Origin of the sequence: Collinsella sp. LCP21S3_A9 (assembly GCF_052118785.1) — a bacterium.
Taxonomy (GTDB): Bacteria; Actinomycetota; Coriobacteriia; order Coriobacteriales; family Coriobacteriaceae; genus Collinsella.
Window position 1 is genome coordinate 134,721 of sequence record NZ_JBQKGN010000001.1, and the last position, 24,438, is coordinate 159,158.

Here is a 24,438-nt window from a genome sequence, read left to right on the forward strand (position 1 = left end):
GCAGCAAGCGCATGAGCGATAACGCAGCGAGCACCCCTGTGGCCGACGCCGTCCCCACGCCCGACAGCGCGGCAAAGCGCCTGACAGGTGACGAGCGCCGTCGCGAGATTCTCGCCGCCGTGCGCGCCGTGAGCTCCGAGCTGGGCGTGTCCCATCTATCCGTCTCGGCCGTGACCAAGCGAGCCGGCTGCACGCGCTCGCTGTTCTACCACTACTTCGTCGACATGGACGCTGCCGTCACCGCCGTCATGGACGAGGCAATCGACGGTTTTATCTCCGAGCTCGAGCAGTGGAATGCCAGCCGCATCGTCGGTGATATCGAGGGCGCACTCGACACCGTCGCCCCGCTCTTTAAGCGCCTGGTTGTGAGCGGCCACGAGCTGCCGAGCACGCTCACCTCGAGCAGCGGCGCGCTCTACGGCGGCTTTCTGCACAACGTGGTCCAGCGCGTGGCGCAATACATCTGCGACACCACCGTGGTGGACTTTGTCGCCCATCATGACCTGCGCATCGACCATGTCTACGAGACGTTTTACACCCTCATCATGGGACTGTTGATGTACATCCGCACGCACCCCGATGTGCCCGACGAGACGGTTAAGGAGATTATCGCCTCGACACTCCACATCGAGGGCTACACCGCCAAGTATTCCGAGCGCAAGCCCAGGAACTGATGACATTTGGCCAAACTGCCCGCGACGGAAGAGGGGCCGCGGGCGTATGAAAGGAGAGCAGCATGCTGTTCGATGTTTGGGGTAGCGATACCCTTATCCACTGGGCCGGCTGGGCGATGGTCTTTATCGGCTTGATCGTACTCAACGAGGTCGGCCGCCGTACCAAGCTCGGCGCGGCCATCATCTTTGGCGTGGCTCCGCTGGCCATGACCATCTACTGCATCGCCATCGCCGTCGGCGTTTCGCAGGGTGCCGAGTGGGCGCTCACCAACCCCACCCATGTATACCAGAACAGCTGGTTCCATTACGCCAAGGTATACGCGGCGCTGGCCGGCTGCTGGGGCTTCATTGCCATTAAGTACCAGTGGGGCAAGATCGGCAAGGCGCATTGGTTCCGCGCATGGCCGTTTGTGATCGTCGCCATCAACATCTTGATCGCCGTCGTGTCCGACTTTGAGAGCGCCTATCACTTCTTTGTCCTGGGCGAGTCCACCTGGGTCACCTCCGAAGGTGCTACGCAGCTGGCCGGCTGGAACAACGTGTTCAACGGCATCGCGGGTATCATCAACATCTTCTGTATGACCGGTTGGTGGAGCGTCTACGCCTCCGAGGACAAGACCGACATGCTGTGGCCCGACATGACCTGGGTCTACATCATCGCCTACGATATCTGGAACTTCTGCTACACCTACAACTGCCTGCCCACCCACTCCTGGTTCTGCGGCTTTGCGCTGCTGCTGGCGCCCACCGTCGCCGCCTTTATCTGGAACAAGGGCGGCTGGATCCAGAACCGCGCCTTTACGCTGGCCATTTGGTGCATGTTTGCCCAGGTGTTCCCCTACTTCCAGGAGGAGTCCATCTTTGTGACGCACTCCACGCTCGACCCCGGCGCCGCCACCGCGGTCTCGATCGTCGCGCTGGTCGCCAACATCGCCGCGATCATCTACGTCGCCTACCGTGCCAAGAAGCTCGGCCGCAACCCCTACAAGCAGGATGTCTTTGAGGGCACCAGCGATTGGGAGAAGGCCACTGCCCGTCGCGCCAAGGTTGATTACGCGCACGCCGAGTAACGCGCCTGACGCAAACATCGCTTGAGCACGAAGCGGCATAGCCGGCTCCGCGCAACTCAACGCACTGCAGAGCCCCCGGAATGTGATTCGTTCGCGTTCCGGGGGCCTTTTGCTGCCGCGAGGATGCGGCTGAACGATACGCTCGGGTTAAATCGGATCTTATATTTCGCATGCGCTTTATATGACTCCATTTTTGGGTACAGTGTTGAGCCGATATTGCATTGGGGGATATATGAGCGATGAGACACGTGGCCGCGAGGATGCGGCCCAGGATGCGGAAGCATGTGCCGAGGCCCTGGAGAGCCTTGACCGGATTGCTCTAGACGAGCTCTCGTTGAGCGATTTGGCCGTCGACGCGCAGGACGAGGTGTGCGAAGGCACTGAGGGCGAAGGCAGCGACGCCAAAGACGCTTCTGACGAGGCCGAAGCCGAAGAGGACGATAGCAAGGACGACGTCCAGTCGGAATCCGCCTCGGGAGAAGAGACCGCCCTGCTTGGCAGCTTGCCTGCCGATGACTCGCTCACCCGCGAGCTTCCTGGCCTGGGTTCTGCGCCGGCCGTCGACGAGACCATCGCCATGGGCGATATGCCCCTGCCGTCCGTTCCCTCGGCACGCGAAGCCGAGGCTCGCCATCACAAGATGTCGCCCAAGCGACGCAATTTGATGGTTGCCGGCGTCGTTGCCGCCGCGCTCGTTGCCGGCGGCGCGGGCTATGCCGCTTGGAACGGATACCAACAAGAACAGGCCGCCGTCGCTGCCGTCAACGCCCACACCATGATGTCGGTGCAGATTGGCGTACATGCCGCAGGGCTCGACTGCTCCACCGGCTCCAAGATTCCCATGCAGGTGAGCGGGCAAGACTCTGACGGCTCCTCCGTGAGCGAGACGCTCTATGTTGATGAGCACGGTCGCGGTATTAAGCTGCTGCCTGGCGACTATACGCTCTCCATCGCTGGGTCCCCCATCGCAGCTGACGGTACCATTTACACCGTGCCGGCCACCAAGGCGCAGGTTAGCGTAAAGAGCGACGGGCAGGACCTGAGCGCTCAGGCATCCTTTAAGCTTAAGGTACCTTCGGCAGACACGGTGACCGACGACCAGATCGATGCCGCGGCCAAGTACGCCGAGGAGGGTGGCGCGAGCTCTGCCGCGGTCGCAAAGGTGCTCCAGCAGGCGGCAACCGCGCGCCGTGACGCCGCCGTCAATGCCATGAGTTCCCGCGAGGCGCAGGCGGCCCGCGACGCCGATGCTCGGCATAAGGCAACGAACCTGTATCAGCTCGATATTCCCGTTGAGTGGTACGGCAAAGTCGCGACTTGGCAAAACGGCAATACGCTGTGCATCTATCTTGCCAGCGACAGCAATACACCGATCGTGACGCTTGTCGCAGTGCGCGACGGCGAGAGCTTTACACCCGATAAGGGCGATACGGTTTTGGGTGCGGCAAGCCTTGGCAACGGCTACACGGTCTACGCCAGCGGCCCCGTCTATCCGTATGTGGTGCCCCAGACCATCAACGGGCGCACGCAAGACCCCGTGTCGACCTACCCCATGGACACGGCCATCGATCTTGTCGAGCTTACAACCGGCAACCGCTATACCTATAGCCAGATCAAGAACGTACTGGTCGGCAAAGACGGCAAGGCAGACGCCGCCACCAAACTCGAGACCGACTACCTCGCTCAGATTCTGATGCCAAGCATCAAGGCCCAAGACTAGCCGGCCGCAGCGAGGGTAGCTAATTTGGGACGGGGCTTTTTTAGCTGCCCCGACCGTTAATCGACTAAACCGGCACATTACCAGCCGGGGCAGCTAAAAAAGCCCCGTCCCAAATTAGCTACCCTGCAGGAGTTAGCGCCACGGATCGGCTTCGAACATCGGCTCGCGCTCGGGGCGGCGATCGCTGTAGGGATCGTAGCCGTCGTCGTCCTCGTTCTCGGCACGGATGTAGGGGTCGCGCGGCTTGGGTGCGGGTTTGGGAGCAGCCTTCGGTGCGACCGGCGCGGCGGGCGCTGACTCAGGCGCCGGTGCGTTCGTCTCGTTCTCGTCTTTCATCTGCGTAGCTCCTTGCCATGTACTCATGTTCAACATCATCGATTGTCGCACGAAAAAGGGCGGCGGACCCAATTGGATCCACCGCCCTTGGCGTTTGGCTCAAAAAGTAGATTTTAAGGCATGGCCCAACAATCTACTCGGCGTCAGGCACCTCGTAGGTGGCAGACGGCGTGTTATCGCACACGACGGTAAAGGCACCGTCCTTGTCGACGTCAACCGTCACCTGATCACCCTCGCGCACCGTACCGTCGATGATAGCGGCGGCGATAGCGTCCACGACCTCGCGCTGCACCAGACGCTTGAGCGGACGGGCACCAAAGACCGGGTCCAGACCGCCCACGGCGAGCATCTGCTTGGCCGCCGGGGTGATGGCAAGCGTCATGCGCTCCTTGGCCAGACGTGCGCGGACGTCGGCGAGCTGAATATCGACGATCTTTTCGATCTGCGCCATGCCGAGCGGATGGAACACCACGATATCGTCGATACGGTTGAGGAACTCAGGGCGGAAAGTCTGAGCCATGGCCGCGTCGATCTGATGGCGCATCTCCTCCTCGTCCTTGCCCGAAAGATCGGCGATAGCCTTGGAGCCCACGTTGGACGTCATGATGATGATCGTGTTCTTGAAGGACACCTGACGACCCTGACCGTCGGTCAGACGGCCGTCGTCAAGTACCTGCAACAGCACGTTGAAGACATCCGGATGGGCCTTCTCCATCTCGTCGAGCAAGATCACGGAGTACGGGCGACGGCGCACGGCCTCGGTGAGCTGCCCGCCCTCGTCGTAGCCCACGTATCCCGGGGGCGCACCGATCAGACGCTGAACGCTGAACTTCTCCATGTACTCGGACATGTCGATACGCACGAGCGCGCGCTCGTCATCGAACAGGCACTCGGCCAGCGCCTTGGCGAGTTCGGTCTTGCCCACACCGGTGGGGCCCAGGAAGAAGAAGCTGCCGATGGGCTTGTCCGGATCGGAGAGGCCCGCACGGCTGCGGCGCACGGCCGCGGCGACGGCGGAGACGGCCTCATCCTGGCCGATGACGCGCTTATGCAGCTCGCCTTCCAAGCCCTTCAGCTTGTCGAGCTCACCCTGCATCATCTTGGAGACGGGCACACCGGTCCAGGCGCTCACGACCTCGGCGATCTCGTCGGAGGTCACCTGCTCGTTGAGGCCTTCACCGTCCTGCTGCTTTTGTGCCTCGAGCGCGGCCTCGGAATCCTGAATCTGCTGCTGCAGACCCGGAATCACGGAGTAACGCAGCTCGGACGCACGGCCCAAGTCTCCGTTGCGCGTCGCACGTTCCTCTTCGCTCTTGGCCTCATCGAGCTGGCCCTTGAGCTCCTGCACATGGTCGATGGCGTTCTTTTGGTTGAGCCAGCCGGCCTTTTGCACGTTGAGCTTTTCCTGGACCTCGGCGATTTCCTGGCGCAGGGTCTCCAGACGCTCCTTGGAGGCGTCGTCGGTCTCCTTCATGAGCGCCTGCTCCTCGATCTGCAGCTGGGTGAGCTGACGCGTGGTGGCGTCGATCTCGACCGGCATGCTGTCGAGCTCCATGCGCAGGCGGCTTGCCGCCTCATCGACCAGGTCGATGGCCTTGTCGGGCAGGAAGCGGTCGGCGATGTAACGATCGGAGAGGTCGGCGGCGGCCACGAGCGCGCTATCGGTAATGTGCACGCCGTGGAAGATCTCGTACTTCTCCTTGAGGCCACGCAGAATCGAGATGGTGTCCTCGACGGTAGGCTCGGAGACCATCACAGTCTGGAAACGGCGCGCGAGCGCCGCGTCCTTCTCGATGTACTTGCGGTACTCGTCAAGCGTGGTCGCGCCGATCGCGTGCAGGTCGCCACGGGCGAGCGCAGGCTTGAGGATGTTGCCGGCGTCCATGGAGCCCTCGGTGGCACCCGCGCCCACAATGGTGTGGAGCTCATCGATGAACAGGATGACCTTGCCTTCGGACTTCTGCACTTCCTTGAGCACGGCTTTCAAGCGGTCCTCGAACTCGCCGCGGTACTTGGCACCGGCGACCAGCGCGCTCATGTCGAGCTCGATGAGGTCGCGGTCGCGCAGCGTGCTCGGCACGTCGCCGGCCACGATACGCTGGGCGATGCCCTCGACGATGGCCGTTTTACCGACACCCGGCTCGCCGATGAGCACAGGGTTGTTCTTGGTGCGACGGGACAGGACCTGGATAGTACGACGGATCTCGTCGGTACGGCCGATAACCGGATCGAGCTTGCCGGCACGGGCCAGGTCGCAGATGTTGCGGCCGTACTGCTCCAGTGCCTCAAACTGTGTCTTGTCCTCGGCGGACGTCACGCGGTCATCGCCGCGCAGCTCCTCGTAGACCTGCTCGATACGCTCCTTGGTAACGCCGGCGTCGCGCAGCACGCGGCCCGCCTCACCTTTGTCCTCGGCAAGCGCCATCAGCAGATGCTCGGTCACTACAAAGCTGTCGCCCATCTTGGTGGCCTTCTTCTCGGCCTTCTCGATGACGCGAACGAGCTCGTTGGACAGGCCCATCTGCTGGCCCTCGCCCGAAACCTTGGGTGCGCGGTCGATGGCATCTTGCGTGGAGTGTGCAAGCTGGGCTGGGTCGGCGCCGATGCGCTCGATAATCACGGAGATATTGCGCTCGCCGGCACCGAGCAGGGCGGACAGCAGGTGAATCGGCTCCACCGCGCCGGCCTGTGCGTCGGCAGCCGTGCTCATGGCGGTCTGCAACGCCTCGCGCGACGTCATTGCTAGCTTATCGATTCTCATGGAATCACCTCTCTTGGGGCGGCCGCCCTACGGGGCGGCTTCACGTTGTCCGAGAAGTATTGTTGCCAGCTTTGTACGATCTTATACACAAATCTAAGTCTCTATATATAAGATTTTCTGAGTGATTAAGAGATAGGGGGCAGGCACGCTCACCCGCTGCGGTCTCGTCCCCTTACTATCTCAATCTGTAACATCTAGCGGCTGTTTATGGCTCCAGATGTTATAAATCAAGATGAAATGACCAGCGGCACCCGTTTGTCTCAATCTGTAACATCTACTCGGCAAATAGAGCTCTATCTGTTACAAATCGAGACGAACAGAAGACACCCGAATCGAAAATCTAAATCTGTAACACCAGGCCCACTTTTAGCGGCCAAGATGTTACAGGTCGAGAAAAACCGAGAACCGCCACAAAGGTGCCTGTCCCCTTTGTGGCGGTTCTCGACAAAAAAGAAGCCGCCCCATTAACAGAGGCGGCATCAAGCAAGTCTATTTATTAGCGTCCCTCAAGACCCAACGAGAACGTCGCGGTAGCCCCGGACACACCTTTCCCTCGGGCGACCCTCGCGAAGCGCGTGAGCACGAGGGAAAGGTGTGTCCGGGGCGTACAGCAACGTTACTCGGCAGCGGCCTTGAACTTGTTGTAGTTGATCAGGCAGCCGGCCTTGACGATGGCACGCTCCTCAGCCGTCATATCGGCAATGTAGAGCTCAATCTGCTCGACCGCACCATCGGCGCGCACCACGTAGGCGGCGATGTCCTTTAGGTCGCCGTCGAGCGCAGCGCGGATACCCGGCACGAAGACGTAGTCGCCCACCTCAAAGTTGGGCTCGGCCTCCATCTGGAAGGGCACCATGCCCCAGTTCATCACATTGGAGCGATAACGCTTGGTGGCGTACTCGTGGACGATGTTGGCCAGACCGCCAATCACGCGCTGGCAGCTCGCGGCCTGCTCGCGGGCAGAACCGTCACCGGGCTTCTTGGCATAGAGCATGGAGCCGTACTCGGTCGCCTTGGCATCGGCCACGACGCCGGCGCCGGCCAGCGCCTCAAACACGCCGGCAAGCTCGGCATCGAGCGCGGCCAAGTCGCCCGCGGCCTCGCCGGCAACGCGGCGCTTCTCCACCGCGTCGACCTCCTTGGAGCGGCCCACGTAGGCCGGATCGCGGCGGCTGAGCGTAAACTCTGCCAGGCCCAGCGGATTGGAGCGGAAGGAGCTCGTCTCGCCCGAGGGAATGAGCTCGTCGGTCGTGGTGACCGGGTCCATGATCTTGGAGCACACCTTGAGCAGGATATCGTCGCCGAGAGGCTCCATCGCGGGCCATGGCTTGATGTTGGGTCCTTCGACCAGCTCGTCGGCAGGCTCGGCCTTGCCAAAGCCCCAGTACACGCGCTTTTTATACGGCGCGTCGTCAAAGGTGTACTCGCAGGCCTCGTCCCAAGTCTCCTCGGGCAGGTCGGTCGCCGGCGTCAGGACGCCGCCGTTGGCGGCCGTCGCCGCAATGGAGCGAGCGTCCATTAGGGCCACGGCGCTCAGCTGACCATTGCCCGGCTTGGAACCCTCGCGGTTGGGGAAGTTGCGCGTGGTGTGGCGGATGGACAGGCCGTTGTTGGCAGGCGTGTCGCCGGCGCCAAAGCACGGACCGCAGAACGCCGTGCGCACGATCGCGCCGGCCTCCATAAGGTCGTAGATATAGCCACGGCGCGTAAGTTCGAGCGCCACGGGCTGGCTCGTGGGATAGACCGACAGCGAGAACTCGCCGCAGCCGGTATTGGCACCCTTGAGCACGCGGGCAGCCTGGACCACGGAGTCGTAGTTGCCGCCCGAGCAGCCGGCGATAACGCCCTGTTGCACATGCAGCTTGCCGTCGACGATCTTGTCGAGCAGGCTAAAGTGCGTCTTGCCCTCGCCGATCTTGGCGGCCTCGAGCTCCACCTCATGCAGGATGTCCTCGAGGTTCTCGTTGAGCTCCTCGATCTCAAAGCCGTTGGAAGGATGGAATGGCAGCGCGATCATGGGCTTGATGCTCGACAGATCGACCTCGACGCAACCGTCGTAGTAGGCGACATCGGCGGGCTTGAGCTCGCGGTAGTCGTCGCCGCGACCGTGCATGGCCAAAAACGCGTGCGTGTCCTCGTCGGTGGCCCAGATGCTCGACAGGCAGGTGGTCTCGGTGGTCATGACGTCGACGCCGTTGCGGTAATCGGTCGTCATGCTCGCGATGCCGGGGCCCACAAACTCCATGACCTTGTTCTTGACATAGCCCTTGGCAAAGACGGCACGGATGATGGCGAGCGCCACGTCGTGCGGGCCGACGCCGGGACGCGGGGCGCCCGTGAGGTAGATAGCGACGACGCCGGGATAGGCAACGTCGTAGGTGTCGCGCAGCAACTGCTTTGCCAGCTCGCCGCCGCCCTCGCCCACGGCCATGGTGCCCAGGGCGCCATAGCGGGTGTGCGAGTCGGAGCCCAGGATCATCTTGCCGCAACCGGCGAAGTTCTCGCGCATAAAGGAGTGGATGACGGCGATGTGCGGCGGAACGAAGATGCCGCCGTACTTTTTGGCCGCGGAAAGGCCAAAGACGTGGTCGTCCTCGTTGATGGTGCCGCCCACGGCGCACAGCGAGTTATGGCAGTTGGTAAGCACGTAGGGCAGCGGGAACTGCTCCATGCCCGAGGCGCGCGCCGTCTGGATGATGCCGACAAAGGTGATGTCGTGGCTCGCCATGGCATCGAAGCGAATCTTGAGCGCCTCGGGGTCGCCGGACGTATTGTGTGCCTGGAGGATCGAATACGCGATGGTGCCGCGCTTGGCATCCTCGGGCGTCTGCGTAATACCGCGCTCGGCAGCCTCGGCCGCAGGCACAACCTCGCTGCCGCCGCGCAGGTAGATGCCGTCCTCGTACAGCTTGACCATACTGTCTCCCACTCTGCCCAAAAGATTTGGGCGCATAGCATGCATTCGTTCAATATCGTGCCATAGAACGGTTGCGAATGGGTTACGAATCTGCACGTTCACTTTATCTCGGTAAAGTACAGGACGAGCCCGATGTGGGTCAGCAGATTTGGTGCAAGAGCGTCCCTTTCGACTAGTCATTTAAGAACGTCCCCAATGACTACCCATAACAACGCCGCTGCTTTGGCAACGACAGCGAGCGGGTCCCAATGACTACCAACGACTACCGCATCCGGAACAAGGCAACGCCGCAGGTAGAGGATGGACAGCGAGCGGGCCGCATTTCCAAAGTGAGGAACGTCCCCAAGTGCCGCATCCGGACCATGGCAACGCCGCAGGTAGAGGACGGACAGCGAGCGACGTCCAGAGCGAACAAGTTGGCATGAAAAAGGCAAGGCATAGACCTTCTGGTCATGCCTTGCCTTTTGAATGACAAATTGTCGCCCTGGGCGGCGCGCAGCGTCGACCGGTCCGCCGTTCGTTAGAACGGCGGAACCTAGAGATCCCCGCCGGCGCCCAGCAGCTTGCGCATGACCTGTTCGGGATTAACCGAGCCATCGCGCGGGGCCAGGGAGGTGATCTTCTTCTGCATCTTGTACTCGTGCAGCTCGTCCTCGAGCTGGCGCATGCGGGCGCGGAGCTTTTCGTTCTCGCGCTCGCGCTCCTCGGCACGCTCCTTCATATCGAGGATGCGCACCACGCCGGCAAGGTTGATGCCCTCGTCGGTCAGCTGGTTGATGAGCTCCAGGCGCTCGATATCGGCACGCGAATACAGGCGCGTGTTGCCGCCCGAGCGCTGGGGGTTCACCAGGCCCTTGGACTCGTAGACGCGCAGAGTCTGCGGATGCATGCCGGTCAGCTCGGCCGCCACGCTGATCATGTACAGCGGTTTGTTCCTATTGTCCTCGGCCATGCTACCTGACCCCTTTCCGTCTCGTTATCGTCCATCATAAGCCCGCAGGCGTGGGCGTGCACCGCGACCGCCCTAGAACGTCGCCTTGTAACGGTTGACCTTCTCGCGGTAGTCGCGCGTGTCGGCCTCGCGCAGCTTGGTCATGGCATCGCGCTCGTCATCGGATAGGTTCGTGGGAACCTGTACCTTGATCTCGACGAGCAGCGCGCCCGTACGGCCACGGTGCTTAACGTCGGGCGCCCCCATCTCCTTAAAGCGGAACTTCTTGCCCGTCTGGGTACCCGCAGGCACTTTCAAACGGACCGTCGCACCGCCGGGCGTGGGCACGTCCACCGTGCAGCCGAGCGCCGCCTCGTAGACCGAGACCGGTACCTCCATGGTCACGTCGGCGCCTTTGCGCTTAAACAGCGGGTGCTCCTCCACATGCGTGGTCACGACCAGGTCGCCGCGCTCGCCACCGGCGACGCCATACTCGCCGCGACGCTTGTAGCGTAGCTTGCCGCCGTCGACCGCGCCCGCGGGCACCGAGACCGTAATGGTCTGCTGCTCGCCTGTCGAGGGAATGCGATAGGTGACCTTGTGCGTCACGCCGCGAAACGCGTCCTCGGCCGTCACATCGACGGTCAGCGACAGGTCGCCGCCCTTGCGAGCGCGGCTGCGACCCGCGCCGGCACCGGCAGCGCCCGCAGCCCCGGCAAAGCCCGAGCCCCAATCGCTGCCCCAGGCGCCGTTGCCGCTAAAGATGCTGTCGAAGATGTCGCCCCAGCCGCTGGCACCCGCGCCGGCACCGTAGCCGCCGCCATACGCGCCGCCTGCGCCCGGCATGCCGCCAAACATGAGCATCTGGTCGTACTCTTTGCGCTTCTTCTCGTCCGAAAGCGTCTCGTAGGCCTCGCTGATCTCCTTGAACTTGGCCTCGTCGCCGCCGGCGTCAGGGTGATATTTTTGCGCGAGCTTGCGAAACGCGCTCTTGATCTCTTTGTCGGAGGCGCTCTTGGATACGCCCAGGATGTCATAGAAGGTTTTGCCTGCAGCCATCGTAGCTCCTCTCCTGTTTTATCCGTCGCCCAGCGGGCGGCGGTTCATGCTTTCATATGGCACTAGGCCAGAAAGGGCCCCGGGTGTTGCCCCGGGGCCCTTCTCAATTACTCCTCGGCGCTCTCGGCCGTATCGGCCGCAGCATCCTCGGGCGCCGCTTCGGGCTCCGGTGCGGGGCGCTTTTCGCCACCGTAGGTCACCGTCACCATCGCGGAACGCAGGATGCGGTCCGCCATGCGGTAGCCCTTCTGGTACACGTCGTTGACGGTCTCGTCGTACTGCGACGAGTCCTCGACGCGACCCACAGCCTGGTGCTCGAGCGGATCGAACGCCTCGCCCTTGGGGTCGATGGGCTCAACGCCCTCGTGCGCAAACACATCGAGTAGCTTGGCATGCACCGCGTCGACGCCGTCGACGAACTGCTTAAAGTCGTCGGCAAGCTCTTGGCTGCGGGCATGGTCGATCGCGCGCTCGATATCGTCGACCACCGGCAGCAGCGCAGTGACAAGCTTCTCGGTCGCGCGCTCACGCTCGGCGATACGCTCGCTGGCGGTGCGGCGACGGAAGTTCTCCCAGTCGGCCTGCAGACGGGCGGTGCGCTCGGTGGCGTCCTTCGCCTTGTCCTCGGCAGCCTTCTGAGCCTCTGTCGCAGCATCGAGCTCATTGCGCACGTCGGCAAGCTCCTTCTGGGCCTGCTCGAACTTGAGCTTAAAGTCGTTGTCGGCGGCTTCCTCACCGGCGCGGATAGCGGCTTCCACCATCTCGTCCTCGGTCATCGTCGCCTCCTTGTTGGAATCCTCTACCTGGTTCTCGACAGCCTCGGCGGCCTCGGCCTCGTTGGCCTCGGTATCGTCGACGGCCTCTACGGGAATCTTCACGTCCTTCTCCTCAGAGTCAACGGGGGCGGCTCCAACGGCAGCCGCCTCCGTGCGAGCTTTACGGGCGGACATGATTACTTGTCCTCGTCGTCCACAACCTCGTAGTCAGCGTCGACGACGTCATCGTCGGCAGGCTGGGCGCCGGCGGCACCGTCGGTCTGCTGCTGGGCGTCGGCGTAGACAACCTGAGCCAGCTCGTAGGCCACGGACTGCAGGGACTCGCCGGCGGCCTTGATGGCCTCGACGTCAGAGCCCTCGAGCGCCTTCTTGGCATCGGCGATAGCGGCCTCGGCCTTGGACTTCACGTCGGCGGAAACCTTGTCGCCCAGCTCGTTGAGGGTCTGCTCGGTGGAGTAGCACAGGCTGTCGGTCTGGTTGCGGACCTCGACCTCTTCCTTCTGCTTCTTGTCCTCCTCGGCATGAGCCTCGGCGTCCTTGACCATACGATCGACTTCTTCGTCGGACAGAGCGGTGGAGCCGGAGATGGTGATCTGCTGCTCCTTGCCGGTGCCCTTGTCCTTAGCGGAGACCTTGACGATGCCGTTGGCGTCGATGTCGAAGGTGACCTCGATCTGCGGCACGCCGCGGCGGGCAGCCGGGATACCGGTCAGCTGGAACTTACCGAGCGACTTGTTGTCGCGGGCAAGTTCGCGCTCGCCCTGGAGCACGTTGATCTCGACGCTGGTCTGGTTGTCGGCAGCGGTGGAGTAGACCTCGGTCTTGGAGGTCGGAATCGTGGTGTTGCGGTCGATCATCTTGGTCATGATGCCGCCCATGGTCTCGACGCCCAGCGACAGCGGGGTAACGTCGAGCAGCAGGATGCCCTCGACGTCGCCGGTGAGCACGCCGCCCTGGACGGCAGCGCCGTCGGCAACGACCTCGTCGGGGTTCACGGACATGTTGGGCTGCTTGCCGGTCATGGTCTTGACGAGCTCCTGGACGGCGGGCATACGGGTGGAGCCGCCGACGAGGATGACCTCGGTCAGATCGGAGAGCTTAAGGTTAGCGTCGCGCAGGGCGTTGGTGACAGGCTGCTTGCAGCGCTCGAGCAGGTCGCGGGTGATCTTCTCGAACTCGGCGCGGGTCAGCGTGTAGTTGAGGTGCAGCGGGCCGGACTGGTTCATAGTGATGAACGGCAGGTTGATAGTGGACTGCTGGGCGGCGGAGAGCTCCTTCTTGGCGTTCTCGGCGGCCTCCTTCAGACGCTGCAGGGCCATGGGGTCCTGACGCAAGTCGACACCGTTCTCCTGCTGGAACTTATCGGCCATCCAGTCGATGACGCGCTGATCCCAGTCGTCGCCGCCCAGGTGGTTGTCGCCCGAGGTGGACAGAACCTCAAACACGCCGTCGGCGAGGTCGAGGATGGAGACGTCGAAGGTACCGCCGCCCAGGTCGAAGACCAGGATGCGCTGGTCGGAGCCCTGCTTGTCCAGGCCATAGGCCAAAGCGGCAGCGGTCGGCTCGTTGACGATACGCTTAACGTTGAGGCCGGCGATCTTACCGGCGTCCTTGGTGGCCTGGCGCTGGGCGTCGTTGAAGTAGGCCGGGACGGTGATGACGGCGTCGGTGACGGTCTCGCCCAGATACTTCTCGGCGTCGGCCTTCATCTTTGCGAGCGTCATGGCGCTCACCTGCTCGGCGGTGTATTCCTTGCCCTCGATGTCGACGACGGCACGGCCACCCTGGCCCTCCTTGACCTCATACGGCACTGTCTTGAGCTCGGAGGTGCACTCGGAGTACTTGCGGCCCATGAAGCGCTTGATGGAGAACACGGTGTTCTTGGGGTTGGTGACCGCCTGGTTCTTAGCGGCCTTGCCCACGACGCGGTCGCCGTCGGCACGGAAGCCCACGACAGACGGGGTGGTGCGGTCGCCCTCGGCGTTCACGATGATGGTCGGAGAACCGCCCTCGAGAACGGCCATTGCGGAGTTAGTAGTACCAAGGTCGATACCAAGAATCTTGCCCATTAGAAATTCCCTCTCTCTTGTGCGTTTGCACCGACTCGGCGGTCTGCCAAGCGGTCTTTCGGTTTGTCTTTCAGGATGTAGTGTATCCCCTTATGGACCGGAATATACAAAATCTAAGTCAATTCATATAAGATTTCTTATCACTTAGAGTTTAGGTTCTCGAATGCGCAGGTAGATGCGCTGATTGAGTTCTCGGCAAATCTATCGAGATCTATGTAGAGATGGCTGAGGTTTGGGCCGGGGGTGCCTGGGGCTGCTTTACGGAAAGCTCGTCCCGGTTTGAGTGTGGATTCCGGGTCGTAGTTTCCGTCTGAAGGCTCAACCGGAAACCATATCCCGTTTTGAGAGCTGATACCGGGTCGCAGTTTCCGCTAGCGGGCCCAACCGGAAACTGTGACCCGTTTTTCGACCAGATAACGGGATGCGCTTTCCGAAAGCCCACTCAATTGCTCAATAATTCGAGTCACCTTTAGCTAACATCTGCACAGCTCACCAGCCTCACCTGTGCGTTTCTTAGTAAGCCGTGGCATACTCGGCGAATGGTATGAAGATGCCGGCCAGAGGGTATTGCAAACGGTCGCTCACGTGGTATGTTTTTGCCCGAATCAAACCGGCGCGCATCGCCTGTAGCGTCGGTCAACAGAGAGGAAACTACCATGGCTCATCCCGTAATTGATGCCGACGAGTGCATCGCTTGTGGCGTTTGCGTCGACTCCTGCCCCGCTGGCGTTCTGGAGCTCCAGGACGTCGCTACCGTTGCTGACGAGGACTCCTGCGTCGCCTGTGGCGCTTGCCAGGACGCTTGCCCCGCCGGCGCGATCACCGAGATCGTCGAGGAGTAACAACTCCCCCACTTGCACACTCACGAGTACACCGTGCACAAAAAAGGAGGCCTCCGCATCGCCGCAGAGGCCTCTTTTTTGTGCGGATAGCTAATTTGGCACCGTCGCAGGTTGAGCATAAGTCAGCGAAAACGCCCCTAAGCGAGCAAGGTGACGTGAAAGAGAAGGGAAGCGTACTTTTGTACGCGACCGACGATTGAACGTCAGATTGCCGCTTAGGGGCGTTTGCAGCGTCGGCTACGATAGATCGTCTTCGTAGGGCATCAGGTCTGCCAGATAGCCCCTCTCCTTGAGCATAGCCTCGATCTCGTCGAGGGTTTGCTCATCCTCTGCCGCGATGCGATGGAAGTGATAGCCGCTCGTCACCGTTAGTAGTGGAAAGCTCTTGCCGCTCTCGATATCGTGCAGGTAGCGCTCAACATCGCGACGATTGCGGATGTCCAGGTCGGCCGTGATTTTACCGTACACGCGGTGGTTGACGATCACGTTGAGCACGGCGCCTCCGGCGTCGACGATACTCGTGAGCTCATCGCCTGCCTGCTCCACGCTATGGCGAACCTTGACCAGGCGCGTGGGCACGGCGGGGCTGCTGGGGGCCTCCTGCAGCACGTAGCCGCGATTGGTCGCCACGATATCGTGCCCATCGGCGCGCAGCAGGGCGATGTCTTGCACGACAACCTGGCGGCTCACACCCACCTCGCGAGCAAGCGTACTGCCGGAGACGGGGTCTTTGGCTCGTTCGAGCACGCCCATGATGGCACGGCGACGCTCGCGGGCGTCCATTATTTACCGTCCAGCAGACGCAGGTGCTTAAGCGAGAGGTCGAGAATCGGCGCAGAGTGCGTCAACGCCCCCGAGCTAATAAAGTCAACGCCCAGGTCGGCAAGCGCACGGATATTGCTGGCATCCACGTTGCCCGAACACTCGGTCTTGGCGCGACCGGCAATAAGCTCAATCGCGGCAGCCATGTCATCGTGGGTCATGTTGTCGAGCATGATGATGTCGGCGCCGGCCTCCACGGCCTCGCGCACCATGTCCAGGTTCTCGCACTCGATCTCGACCGTCGCGGTAAACGATGCATGGGCGCGCGCCATCTCGATCGCACGCGTCACGCCGCCGGCGGCATCGATGTGGTTGTCCTTGAGCATGACGGCCGTCGACAGGTTGTAGCGGTGGTTGCTGCCGCCGCCGATCTCGACCGCGGCCTTCTCGAAGACGCGCATACCCGGCGTGGTCTTGCGCGTGTCGACGAGCACGGTCTTGGTGCCCTCGAGCGCCGCAGCCATCTGGTGCGTATAGGTAGCGATACCGCTCATGCGCTGCAGGTAGTTGAGCGCCACGCGCTCGCCCGAAAGCAGCACGCGCGCATCGCCGCGTACCTGGCCCACATGGTCGCCGGCGTGCACCTCGTCGCCATCGGCAACGTCAAACAGCACCGAGCTCTGCGAATCCAGCAGCTCAAAGGTGCGAGCGAACACATCCAGGCCCGCGATGATGCCATCGGCCTTGGCGATGAGCTCCACCGTGGCGGGACGCGCCGTGGGGCACACGCTCGCCGTGCTCACGTCCTCAAACGTAATGTCCTCGCGCAGAGCCTGCAGAATCAGATCATCGACGACGAGCTTCATGGTAATGGGGTTCATGGTCTACTCCTCCACGGCCTGCGTGCCGGCGGCACGGGCCAAATCATCGATTGCCAGGGTGTCGGCGCTCAGGGCGCGATGACGGCCATCGAGCGCGGGCTCGCCCGCCTGCTCCACGGCGAGCGACTCGCCGGTACGCATGTGCCACGCGGCGCGACGACCCCAGACCAGCGCCTCGAGCAGGCTGTTTGATGCAAGGCGGTTCTTGCCGTGAACGCCGTTGCAGGCCGTCTCGCCGGCGGCGTAGAGCTCGGGCATCGAGGTGCGGCCGTCCTTGTCGACCCACACGCCGCCCATAAAGTAGTGCTGCGTGGGTGTGACGGGAATGGGCTCGTCCAAGATGTCGCGGCCGTCCTCCAGGCAGCGTGCGCGAATGTTGGCAAAGTGTCCGGTCACCACGTCGCGCTCAACGGGGGCAAAGCTCAGCCACTCGTGCTCGGTACCATCCTGCTTCATCTGCTCGCGAATAGCGGCAGCGACCACATCGCGCGGCTGAAGCTCATCGGTAAAACGCTCGCCGGCGGCGTTGAGCAAAATCGCGCCCTCGCCGCGGCAGCTCTCGCTGATCAGGAAGGTGCGGCCCGGCTGCGGCGAGAACAGTCCCGTGGGGTGAATCTGCACGTAGTCCAGGTGCTCCATCTTAATGCCATGCTCCTGGGCAATGTAGCAGGCATCGCCGGTGAGCTGCGGGTAGTTGGTCGAGTGGTCGTACACGCCGCCGATACCGCCTGTAGCCCACAGCGTGTGGCGGGCATGGATCTTAAACGGCTCGCCGGCATGCACGCCCTCGGCGGCATTTGCCAGCTCGTCGGCGGGGCGAACCGAGTTGTCCTCGTCCACGGGAACGGCGACGACGCCGAGGCACGCCGTGGCGCCATCACGCTCGCCCGCCAGAATGTCGGTCATGGCCACGTGCTCCAAAATCTGCACGTTATCCAGCTTGCGAACGGCCTGGAGGAGCTTGGTCGTGATCTCCTTGCCCGTAATGTCGGCATGGAAGGCGATGCGCGGGCGACTGTGCGCACCCTCGCGGGTAAAGTCGAGGCTGCCGTCGGCCTTGCGCTCAAAGTCCACGCCCATGGCCAGCAGGTCGTTGATGACCGAGCGGCTCGAGCGGATCATGATGTCGACGCTCTCGCGGCGGTTATCGTAGTGGCCGGCGTGCATGGTGTCCTCAAAGAAGGCGTCGTAGTCAGAGCCTTCGGGAAGCACGCAGATACCGCCCTGCGCGAGCATCGAATCGCACTCGTCGACAGTGCCCTTGGAGAGCATGATCACGCGCGTGCTCGTCGGCAGATTGAGGGCCGCGTATAGGCCCGCCACGCCGCAACCGGCAATGACGACGTCGCACTCCATGTCGGGGCATTGTTTGGTTTCCACAGGAATCCTCTCCCTTGCAATGTGGCATAAGGGATGGTCCCTCATGTCACATCGTTCTAGCGCGCCGCGTATTCGAGCATGCGGTCGAGCGTGAGCTTGGCCTGGTCGGCGGCCTCATCCGACACGCCAATCTGCACCTCGCCCTCGCCCGTCTCCAGGCAGCGCACGAGCTTTTCGAGCGTGATGAGATCCATGTTGACGCAGGTGGGCTGCACCGCGGGGAAGTAGAACTTCTTGCCGGTGCCCTGGCAACGCCGCTCGAGCTCGTAGAGCACGCCGCGGACCGTCACGATGATAAACTCGCTCGCGTCCGACTCCTCGGCATACTTGATGATGCCGGCAGTGGAGCCGATGTAGTCGGCCTCGGCCAGGACGTCGGCCTTGCACTCGGGGTGCGCCAGCACGAGCGCGTCGGGGTGCGCCTCCTGCGCGTCGACGATCTGCTCGACGGTGATGATGTGATGGCGCGGGCAGTAGCCGTTGTTGAGGATGACGTGCTTTTGGGGCACCTGCTCGGCCACAAAGCGGCCCAGGTTCTGGTCGGGAATGAACAAGATGTGCTGCTGCGGCAGCTCGGAGACGATCTTGACGGCGTTAGAGCTGGTAACGCACACGTCACTCCAGCTCTTGATCTCGACCGTCGAGTTGACGTAACACACCACGGCCAGGTCGTCGCCATATTCGGCGCGCGCTGCGTCGACCGTCTCGTGCTTGACCATGTGCGCCATGGGACAGTCCGCGCCCGGATCGGGCAGCAGCACGGTCTTGGTGGGGTTGAGCAGCTTGGCGCTCTCGCCCATAAACTCCACGCCGCACAGCACGATAGTCTGCTGCGGCAGGCTCTTGGCAAGCTTTGCCAGGTAGAAGCTGTCGCCGACGAAATCGGCCACAGCCTGAACCTCGGGCGCCACATAATAGTGCGCCAGGATCACTGCGTCACGTTGGGTTTTTAGCTGATGAATGGCCTCGACGAGCTCTGCGGGCACCAGTGCCGCGCGCTCCGTTGCCGTCGTTGCCGATGCCAGGCCGGCCGCGATATCGCGTGCAAGCTCCGATGCATCCATGTTCGCGCTCTGTGCCATCAAGGCCCCTCTCTTTTGGCGAATCTTGGGGCTTTAGTATGACACCTGGCTTTACAGCTGACAAGACAGCTGTAAAGCCAGGTGTAAAGTTGGAATAAGGATTCAATCTTGGGGCGGGTCCATTTTCGAACTGGCAAGCTGAGGACAGTCGAAAATGGATCCGCCACACGGTTCGAGCGGCCCGTTTTATCTTAGTCCGAGAGGCGGTGGGCATAAAAGCGGGTCTGGATCGCTCGATCCGGACCCGCTGGGAGCTGGTGCGCGGTTAAGCGCGGCGCTTCATGATGGCCCACGCCAGCAGCAGGACTGCCACACCGGCAGCGAGCACGGCACCCGCAATGACATAAGTGCTGTCGCCGGACTCAGGCAACGCCTCCTTGCTAGCCCTCTTCTTAGGCTTGGAAGTCGTAGTCGTGGTGGTCTGGCCAGGAGCGGGCTTGGCAGCCTCGGCAACGGTAAAGGTCGTCTCGGCCGTGCCCGTGGTCGAAACCACGCTCAGCTTGTGTTCGCCCACGCCGAGCGTATTCAGGAAGCTCGCCTTAAGCGTCACGATCGTAGAGCCCTCGGTGAGCACGTAGTTCTCGGGCGCGACCTCCTTATCGTCGACCAGTACCTTCTGGAAGAACGCGAGCGGTGCGCTCGAACGGAAGCTCAGGTCCTTGGCGGCGTCAACCACCATCGTCTGACCCTTACCGTCGATGATCTCGGGTACCAGAATCGCAATTTCCTCGGTTGCGCCCTGATCGCCGCAGACGGTGCACTCCTGGTGTTTCTTGCCCTTGGCCTCGGTAGTCGCCGGTTTGTCGACAACCCACTTAAAGGTATGCGCGGCCTTGTCGATGATGTCGTCGCAGCGGCAGTTATGCCAGTGGTTCTTGGCATCGCGTGCCCAGCCGGAGCCGTCGGGCTCGTGCTTAAGCACGCCCTCGACTGTCACATTCACATCGCCCTCGACGTCCTTGAGCTCATAGGTGCCCTTGGCGGAAAGCTTAACGGACGTGCCGTTGACCTTGACGGCGTAGTCCTTGCCCGCAAAGTACGCGCTGTCGATGCCCATGGTGAGTGTTGCAGTCCCGTGCCAATCGAGCTCGGTTGCCGTCGAGGTGAGCGCGTAGCCCACCTGATTGCTCGGCAGCGTCACGACCAGCTTGGGACCGGCCGCCACGGTAACCTCGGTGGCGGAAGAAGCGTCGTAGTTGGCCTTGGCCTGGTAGCGCACCTCATACGTGCCGGCGGCAAGACCCGTAAGCTCGGTCACGCCCTCGTCCACCGCCTGATACTCGTCAGCACCCTTGGCACGCCACTCCATCGTCGCGTCGACGCCCGTGATCTTGCCGTCACGCTTGCCGCTCACGGTCTCGGCCGTGGCCTGGACTTTCGGCGCACCCTGGGGCGCCTTCTTGATGGAGAACTCGCACGTCAGGCCTTCGGCGGGAAGCTTGTAGTTACCCGCGTCGTCGCCCGTCAGCTCGGTGATTTTCGCCGTGTAGGTGCCGGCCTTGACCTTGGCGCCGTCGACGTACGCGGAGATATCGTCACCTTCGATGACATTGTGGAGCTTCGCCTGGGGGCAGTGCTCCTCGCCGTCGTAGGTGAACCCAGTAGTGGTGTCCCACGTTACGGCAAGCTCGCGCTTACCGATCGTAAAGGTGCCGTCCTTGAACGTGATCTTGTAGTTGGAGTTGGCGCCCTCAGGCTGCGTCAGGTGCAGAGCATAGCCACCGTCGTGCACGCTGTCGTCATCATCGCGCTCAATCTCAATACCCTGAAGGCTCTCGCCCTCAACGAGTTCGCCGGATGTGATCGCCCACGTAAACACGGGGTCGGCCTCGCCGTAGGTCTTAGAAGCGGCCTGGGCGGTGACCGTAATCGCGCGCGGCTTGACCTCGAGCGTGACCTCGCCCTCGGCGGTCGCACCGTCAATCGTCACCTGGTAAGCAACGGTCAGCGTGCCGACGTCCTTAATCTTGGGGGCCTCGAGGGACCATTTCTTGCCGTCGGTGCTGTACTGGGCCGTCGCGCCCTCGGGCAGACTCGTCGCATCAACCGTGTGATACGCACCGTCGTACTCGTCGGAGTAGCCCTTGATGCCGAAGGCGGGAATCTCGACAGACTCGCACTCGTAGCCGCACGTCTTGCAGCGCTCGTGCTTGGAACCGGGCTTATCGGCCGTGGCGTCCTGGTCGACGACCCACTCAAAGTCGTGCTGGGCGCGGTCAACGTCCTCCTTGCCGCAGGTGCAGGTGTTCCAGTGCTCGGCGTCGTCGTGCTTCCAACCGCTACCGTCGGCCTTCTTGGGGCCGTCCTTGACCTCAACCGTCAGGGCCTCAGAGGCGTTATGGTTACGGTCGGCCTTAAGACGAACGCTGTATTTGCCAGCGGCGAGGCCCTTAACCGACGTCTCGCCTTCGGCAATCCACTGATAGTCGCCGGCGGCCTCGGCTTTCCACTCGTAGGTGTTATCAATCCCGTCGATGCTGCCATCCGCCAAGGCATGTCCGGTCGCGGCCGTCGTCTTAACGTCCTTGGGAGCAGCCTGTTCGGCGGGGGTGATTTTTATCTCGAGCTCGCCCTCCACCGGCACGTAGTCGGGTGCGGTAATACGGTACTTAATTGTCTCGGCACACACGTTGTAATAGATATCGCGCGTGACATTGGTATAGGAGGGGATTTGGTCTTCGTACAGCGAGCCACCATCGACGCTATATTCGATCTTCATGCCCTCGGGGGCGTTGTCGACCGTCACCGACGGCGAGTGAGCCTTGCCATCATAGGTGCCGTCAAAGCCCTTGGCCTGAACATTCTCGAACTGGGTGCCGTAGATGCTCCAGTAGAAAAACTTGCAGGAGTAAATTGACTCGTAGGATGAGAAGTTTCCCAGGCCCCAGAGCTGGCTCCGGTACGCACCTGGATCTTTCTCCGAAACCGATTCGCCCCAAGCGAGGCGTTCGAAATCGACGCCCTCTTTAAGCTCAATCCATTCGTCGCCAAGCTTATACGTCACCTTAATGCGAGGCGTTATCTCCTCACCCGTCCACTCATAAGACGGAACGTCGTTGAGCACGTCACCGTTGCTGAACCTGACGTTATCCTTCAACTTGTCGTAGCCAATGATTTCGACCTTGCAAAGATCCTTGCGGCTGGAGTCCTTCTCCGCAAGCGAGGCGGGGTTAATCTTGAACACGCGCTCGAGCGTAACATCGCTCTGTCCCTCGATGGCAACCGTCGCCACCACGCGATAGGTACCCGCATCGCACGGCTGCGACCCTTCCATCTCGATGCCCACGGTGTCATTCTCATCCACGAAACGGTAAAAGCGTGCGCTCACAATCGTTACCTTGCCCTGGGCTACAGCGTTGTCCTTTTGAGACGGCTTAGTCGTAGCAAGCACGGCATCGCGCGGCTTGCCGTTGTAGGTAAAGCTCAGGTCGCCGCTCTTGGACGACATCAGCGAGATCTTCTCGCCATCCCCGGAGTAGACACAGTGCGAGGCCTCATACTGTCCGTTGCACGTAGCCGCGATGCTGTACCCATCCTTGTTGGTGGAATAGATCCACTCGTGCTCGTGCTTGCGATGGATAACCTTGACCTTGCCATCGGTAACGTCGTATGCAAGGTTTTCGTTGGCGAGCTTGAGCCTGCTCGCGAGATCCTCCTGCGAAAGATCGCTCGTGACAAGGTCCACATACTCATAGTAGTAATACTGCTTATTGGACTCGGGATCGAACTTGGTATCGTCGATAGACAGGACGGCTGTGCCCGTAAAAGACTCATCGACGTGAACCTTACCGTAGCTACCGACATCGGACGCGACATCGGACGCATCGACGCCCTTCGCCTTGGCCGTAGTGACCTTCGTGTTGCCGGCGAGCGTCACAGAACCAAGGGCGTAAACCGCGCAGCGCTTCTCGTCCTGACCGCTTATGTCGCGACCGTTGAATCTATCAGAGGGGAACACGAACGAATCGTCGATAACCGTACCGTTTATGGTGCACGACGCATCCTTTGCCACCGCAATGGCACTCGTCATGTGCATCTGATATTGAATACCCCACACATTGAACATATAAGAGCAGGGTCCATTCCATGACGTGTTATTTGTTGAACGGATACTGCAGTTATTCAGGGCGACTATGGCATTTTTGACGCCAATATTGCCCGCATGCACATGACCGCTCTCAACCTTCATCTCGTCGCACGCAATCATTCCCTGACTGTTGTTTTCGAACGTGCAGCCGTTCAACGTAACTTTTGGAGTCTTCGACCGCCCGACCACGCTCAAGGCGCCGACGCAGTCATCACTATTATTCTTAAACGTACAGTTGACAAACGTTGCATCCACCGCGACCTGGCTGCCTCTGATAGTTACAGGCGCCGGCGAGGCTTCGTAAATTTCATTACCCTTGTCAACCTTGAATGCGCTGTTCTTGCAGCATTTCCAACCGCTGACACTCACGTTCGTGAAGCTGGCCGTCTCCCCCGCACCCATGGTTCCATAGAGCGTGATTGCCCGATCGGTATCTTTGTTCTCGGTCCTTGAAACAAGCTTGAGGTTTTCCACGGAAAGGTTGAGGCTCTTGCCCGTATTCGGTTTATCGACACCTCCACGCGCTTCGTAATCATTGCTATCGCTCAAAAACGTTTTTCCATCGCAGCGTACCTCGGTCGGGACACCCGAATCACCGATAAACTCGACATAACCGCCCTTGAGCACAAAGAGCGGGTGTTGCGAATATGTAAGGTCACGCTCGACGGTCAGCGGACCGCCCAGAGACGAGCTGTCAGTGAAATATAGGCGGGTCGGGTTCTCCTTGGTGCCACCCTCGACCTCATAGTGGTCGATATCAACCGTGCCGGCAAACCGATAGTCTTTGCCGCCGGAAAGTTGGATTACATCACTTTCGCCATACGAAAGCTCGCTTTTCAGGTGTTTCGGTTTGATCGCGGCGGACGGATACGCCTCGGCTACCGTAGGCGTGGCGAGCGTCGTCGCCACGCCCCCAAGCGCCAGCGCTGCAGCCAGCACGCAAGCAGCAAGTCTGCGCATCCCCATCTTCTTCTCCCTCATCACGGCTCCCCTTACCCCTATGCTTTCGCAATGTTCGCTATCGCTTGGCGCCGGCGGGCGGCCTGACTCCCCGTCCGACCGCCGGCATCGATTGACATGTGTATCCATGG

Annotated in this window: 16 protein-coding genes; 4 read left to right on the forward strand and 12 right to left on the reverse strand. The window is 61.6% G+C overall.

The window, feature by feature from the left end:
• The first annotated feature begins 11 nt into the window (after nt 1-11).
• The 3 genes from ACTQ05_RS00580 to ACTQ05_RS00590 all read left to right on the forward strand — a co-directional run bounded on the left by ACTQ05_RS00580 (nt 12) and on the right by ACTQ05_RS00590 (nt 3,464).
• Complete coding sequence (locus tag ACTQ05_RS00580) at nt 12-674, forward strand: TetR/AcrR family transcriptional regulator (protein ID WP_427727359.1); 663 nt, start codon at nt 12-14, stop codon at nt 672-674.
• A 62-nt stretch (nt 675-736) separates the two neighbouring features.
• A complete protein-coding gene (locus ACTQ05_RS00585; RefSeq protein ID WP_154518417.1) occupies nt 737-1,744 on the forward strand; it encodes a DUF5692 family protein in 1,008 nt (335 codons plus the stop codon).
• A gap of 232 nt (nt 1,745-1,976) precedes the next feature.
• On the forward strand, nt 1,977-3,464 hold the full coding sequence (locus ACTQ05_RS00590; protein WP_441537698.1) for a hypothetical protein: 1,488 nt from the start codon (nt 1,977-1,979) through the stop codon (nt 3,462-3,464).
• 132 nt (nt 3,465-3,596) lie between these two features.
• Here ACTQ05_RS00590 and ACTQ05_RS00595 read toward each other — a convergent pair whose 3' ends face one another.
• From ACTQ05_RS00595 to dnaK, 7 genes are all read right to left on the reverse strand, one after another.
• Nucleotides 3,597-3,800: a hypothetical protein gene (locus ACTQ05_RS00595; RefSeq protein ID WP_441537699.1), complete on the reverse strand. Its 204-nt coding sequence runs from the start codon at nt 3,798-3,800 to the stop codon at nt 3,597-3,599.
• Nucleotides 3,801-3,933: 133 nt separating this feature from the next.
• Nucleotides 3,934-6,561: an ATP-dependent chaperone ClpB gene (clpB, locus tag ACTQ05_RS00600; RefSeq protein WP_441537700.1), complete on the reverse strand. Its 2,628-nt coding sequence runs from the start codon at nt 6,559-6,561 to the stop codon at nt 3,934-3,936.
• A gap of 616 nt (nt 6,562-7,177) precedes the next feature.
• Nucleotides 7,178-9,478 (reverse strand): hydratase, encoded by a 2,301-nt coding sequence (locus ACTQ05_RS00605; RefSeq protein WP_441537701.1) that lies wholly within the window; start codon nt 9,476-9,478, stop codon nt 7,178-7,180.
• A gap of 535 nt (nt 9,479-10,013) precedes the next feature.
• A complete protein-coding gene (locus ACTQ05_RS00610; RefSeq protein WP_427719306.1) occupies nt 10,014-10,430 on the reverse strand; it encodes a heat shock protein transcriptional repressor HspR in 417 nt (138 codons plus the stop codon).
• A gap of 72 nt (nt 10,431-10,502) precedes the next feature.
• Nucleotides 10,503-11,468: a DnaJ C-terminal domain-containing protein gene (locus ACTQ05_RS00615; protein WP_154518131.1), complete on the reverse strand. Its 966-nt coding sequence runs from the start codon at nt 11,466-11,468 to the stop codon at nt 10,503-10,505.
• A gap of 107 nt (nt 11,469-11,575) precedes the next feature.
• On the reverse strand, nt 11,576-12,418 hold the full coding sequence (locus ACTQ05_RS00620) for a nucleotide exchange factor GrpE (RefSeq protein ID WP_441537702.1): 843 nt from the start codon (nt 12,416-12,418) through the stop codon (nt 11,576-11,578).
• Between the two features lie 2 nt (nt 12,419-12,420).
• The gene (gene dnaK, locus ACTQ05_RS00625; RefSeq protein ID WP_154518137.1) at nt 12,421-14,313 is read right to left on the reverse strand and encodes a molecular chaperone DnaK; all 1,893 of its coding nucleotides are present in this window, start codon (nt 14,311-14,313) and stop codon (nt 12,421-12,423) included.
• 590 nt (nt 14,314-14,903) lie between these two features.
• Here dnaK and ACTQ05_RS00630 point away from each other — a divergent pair.
• Entirely contained in the window at nt 14,904-15,155 is a 252-nt protein-coding gene (locus ACTQ05_RS00630) for an indolepyruvate ferredoxin oxidoreductase subunit alpha (RefSeq protein WP_158564522.1), read from the forward strand.
• A 237-nt stretch (nt 15,156-15,392) separates the two neighbouring features.
• Here ACTQ05_RS00630 and ACTQ05_RS00635 read toward each other — a convergent pair whose 3' ends face one another.
• From ACTQ05_RS00635 to ACTQ05_RS00655, 5 genes are all read right to left on the reverse strand, one after another.
• Complete coding sequence (locus ACTQ05_RS00635) at nt 15,393-15,938, reverse strand: transcription repressor NadR (RefSeq protein WP_441537703.1); 546 nt, start codon at nt 15,936-15,938, stop codon at nt 15,393-15,395.
• The gene (gene nadC / locus ACTQ05_RS00640) at nt 15,938-16,798 is read right to left on the reverse strand and encodes a carboxylating nicotinate-nucleotide diphosphorylase (protein ID WP_427719300.1); all 861 of its coding nucleotides are present in this window, start codon (nt 16,796-16,798) and stop codon (nt 15,938-15,940) included. The genes ACTQ05_RS00635 and nadC overlap by 1 nt, the downstream gene beginning before the upstream one ends.
• A gap of 3 nt (nt 16,799-16,801) precedes the next feature.
• Nucleotides 16,802-18,178: an L-aspartate oxidase gene (locus ACTQ05_RS00645; protein ID WP_441537704.1), complete on the reverse strand. Its 1,377-nt coding sequence runs from the start codon at nt 18,176-18,178 to the stop codon at nt 16,802-16,804.
• A gap of 56 nt (nt 18,179-18,234) precedes the next feature.
• Nucleotides 18,235-19,260 (reverse strand): quinolinate synthase NadA, encoded by a 1,026-nt coding sequence (gene nadA, locus ACTQ05_RS00650; RefSeq protein WP_441015368.1) that lies wholly within the window; start codon nt 19,258-19,260, stop codon nt 18,235-18,237.
• A gap of 265 nt (nt 19,261-19,525) precedes the next feature.
• The gene (locus tag ACTQ05_RS00655; protein ID WP_441537705.1) at nt 19,526-24,328 is read right to left on the reverse strand and encodes an MBG domain-containing protein; all 4,803 of its coding nucleotides are present in this window, start codon (nt 24,326-24,328) and stop codon (nt 19,526-19,528) included.
• Nucleotides 24,329-24,438: the final 110 nt, after the last annotated feature.

Coding starts and splice junctions, on each gene's coding strand:
- ACTQ05_RS00610 (WP_427719306.1), bottom strand. CDS start 10,430: ATGGCCGAGGACAATAGGAACAAACCGCTGTACATGATCAGCGTGGCG.
- ACTQ05_RS00615 (WP_154518131.1), bottom strand. CDS start 11,468: ATGGCTGCAGGCAAAACCTTCTATGACATCCTGGGCGTATCCAAGAGC.
- ACTQ05_RS00580 (WP_427727359.1), top strand. CDS start 12: ATGAGCGATAACGCAGCGAGCACCCCTGTGGCCGACGCCGTCCCCACG.
- dnaK (WP_154518137.1), bottom strand. CDS start 14,313: ATGGGCAAGATTCTTGGTATCGACCTTGGTACTACTAACTCCGCAATG.
- ACTQ05_RS00605 (WP_441537701.1), bottom strand. CDS start 9,478: ATGGTCAAGCTGTACGAGGACGGCATCTACCTGCGCGGCGGCAGCGAG.
- ACTQ05_RS00635 (WP_441537703.1), bottom strand. CDS start 15,938: ATGGACGCCCGCGAGCGTCGCCGTGCCATCATGGGCGTGCTCGAACGA.
- nadC (WP_427719300.1), bottom strand. CDS start 16,798: ATGAACCCCATTACCATGAAGCTCGTCGTCGATGATCTGATTCTGCAG.
- ACTQ05_RS00655 (WP_441537705.1), bottom strand. CDS start 24,328: ATGAGGGAGAAGAAGATGGGGATGCGCAGACTTGCTGCTTGCGTGCTG.
- nadA (WP_441015368.1), bottom strand. CDS start 19,260: ATGGCACAGAGCGCGAACATGGATGCATCGGAGCTTGCACGCGATATC.
- ACTQ05_RS00595 (WP_441537699.1), bottom strand. CDS start 3,800: ATGAAAGACGAGAACGAGACGAACGCACCGGCGCCTGAGTCAGCGCCC.
- ACTQ05_RS00585 (WP_154518417.1), top strand. CDS start 737: ATGCTGTTCGATGTTTGGGGTAGCGATACCCTTATCCACTGGGCCGGC.
- ACTQ05_RS00590 (WP_441537698.1), top strand. CDS start 1,977: ATGAGCGATGAGACACGTGGCCGCGAGGATGCGGCCCAGGATGCGGAA.
- clpB (WP_441537700.1), bottom strand. CDS start 6,561: ATGAGAATCGATAAGCTAGCAATGACGTCGCGCGAGGCGTTGCAGACC.
- ACTQ05_RS00630 (WP_158564522.1), top strand. CDS start 14,904: ATGTTTTTGCCCGAATCAAACCGGCGCGCATCGCCTGTAGCGTCGGTC.
- ACTQ05_RS00620 (WP_441537702.1), bottom strand. CDS start 12,418: ATGTCCGCCCGTAAAGCTCGCACGGAGGCGGCTGCCGTTGGAGCCGCC.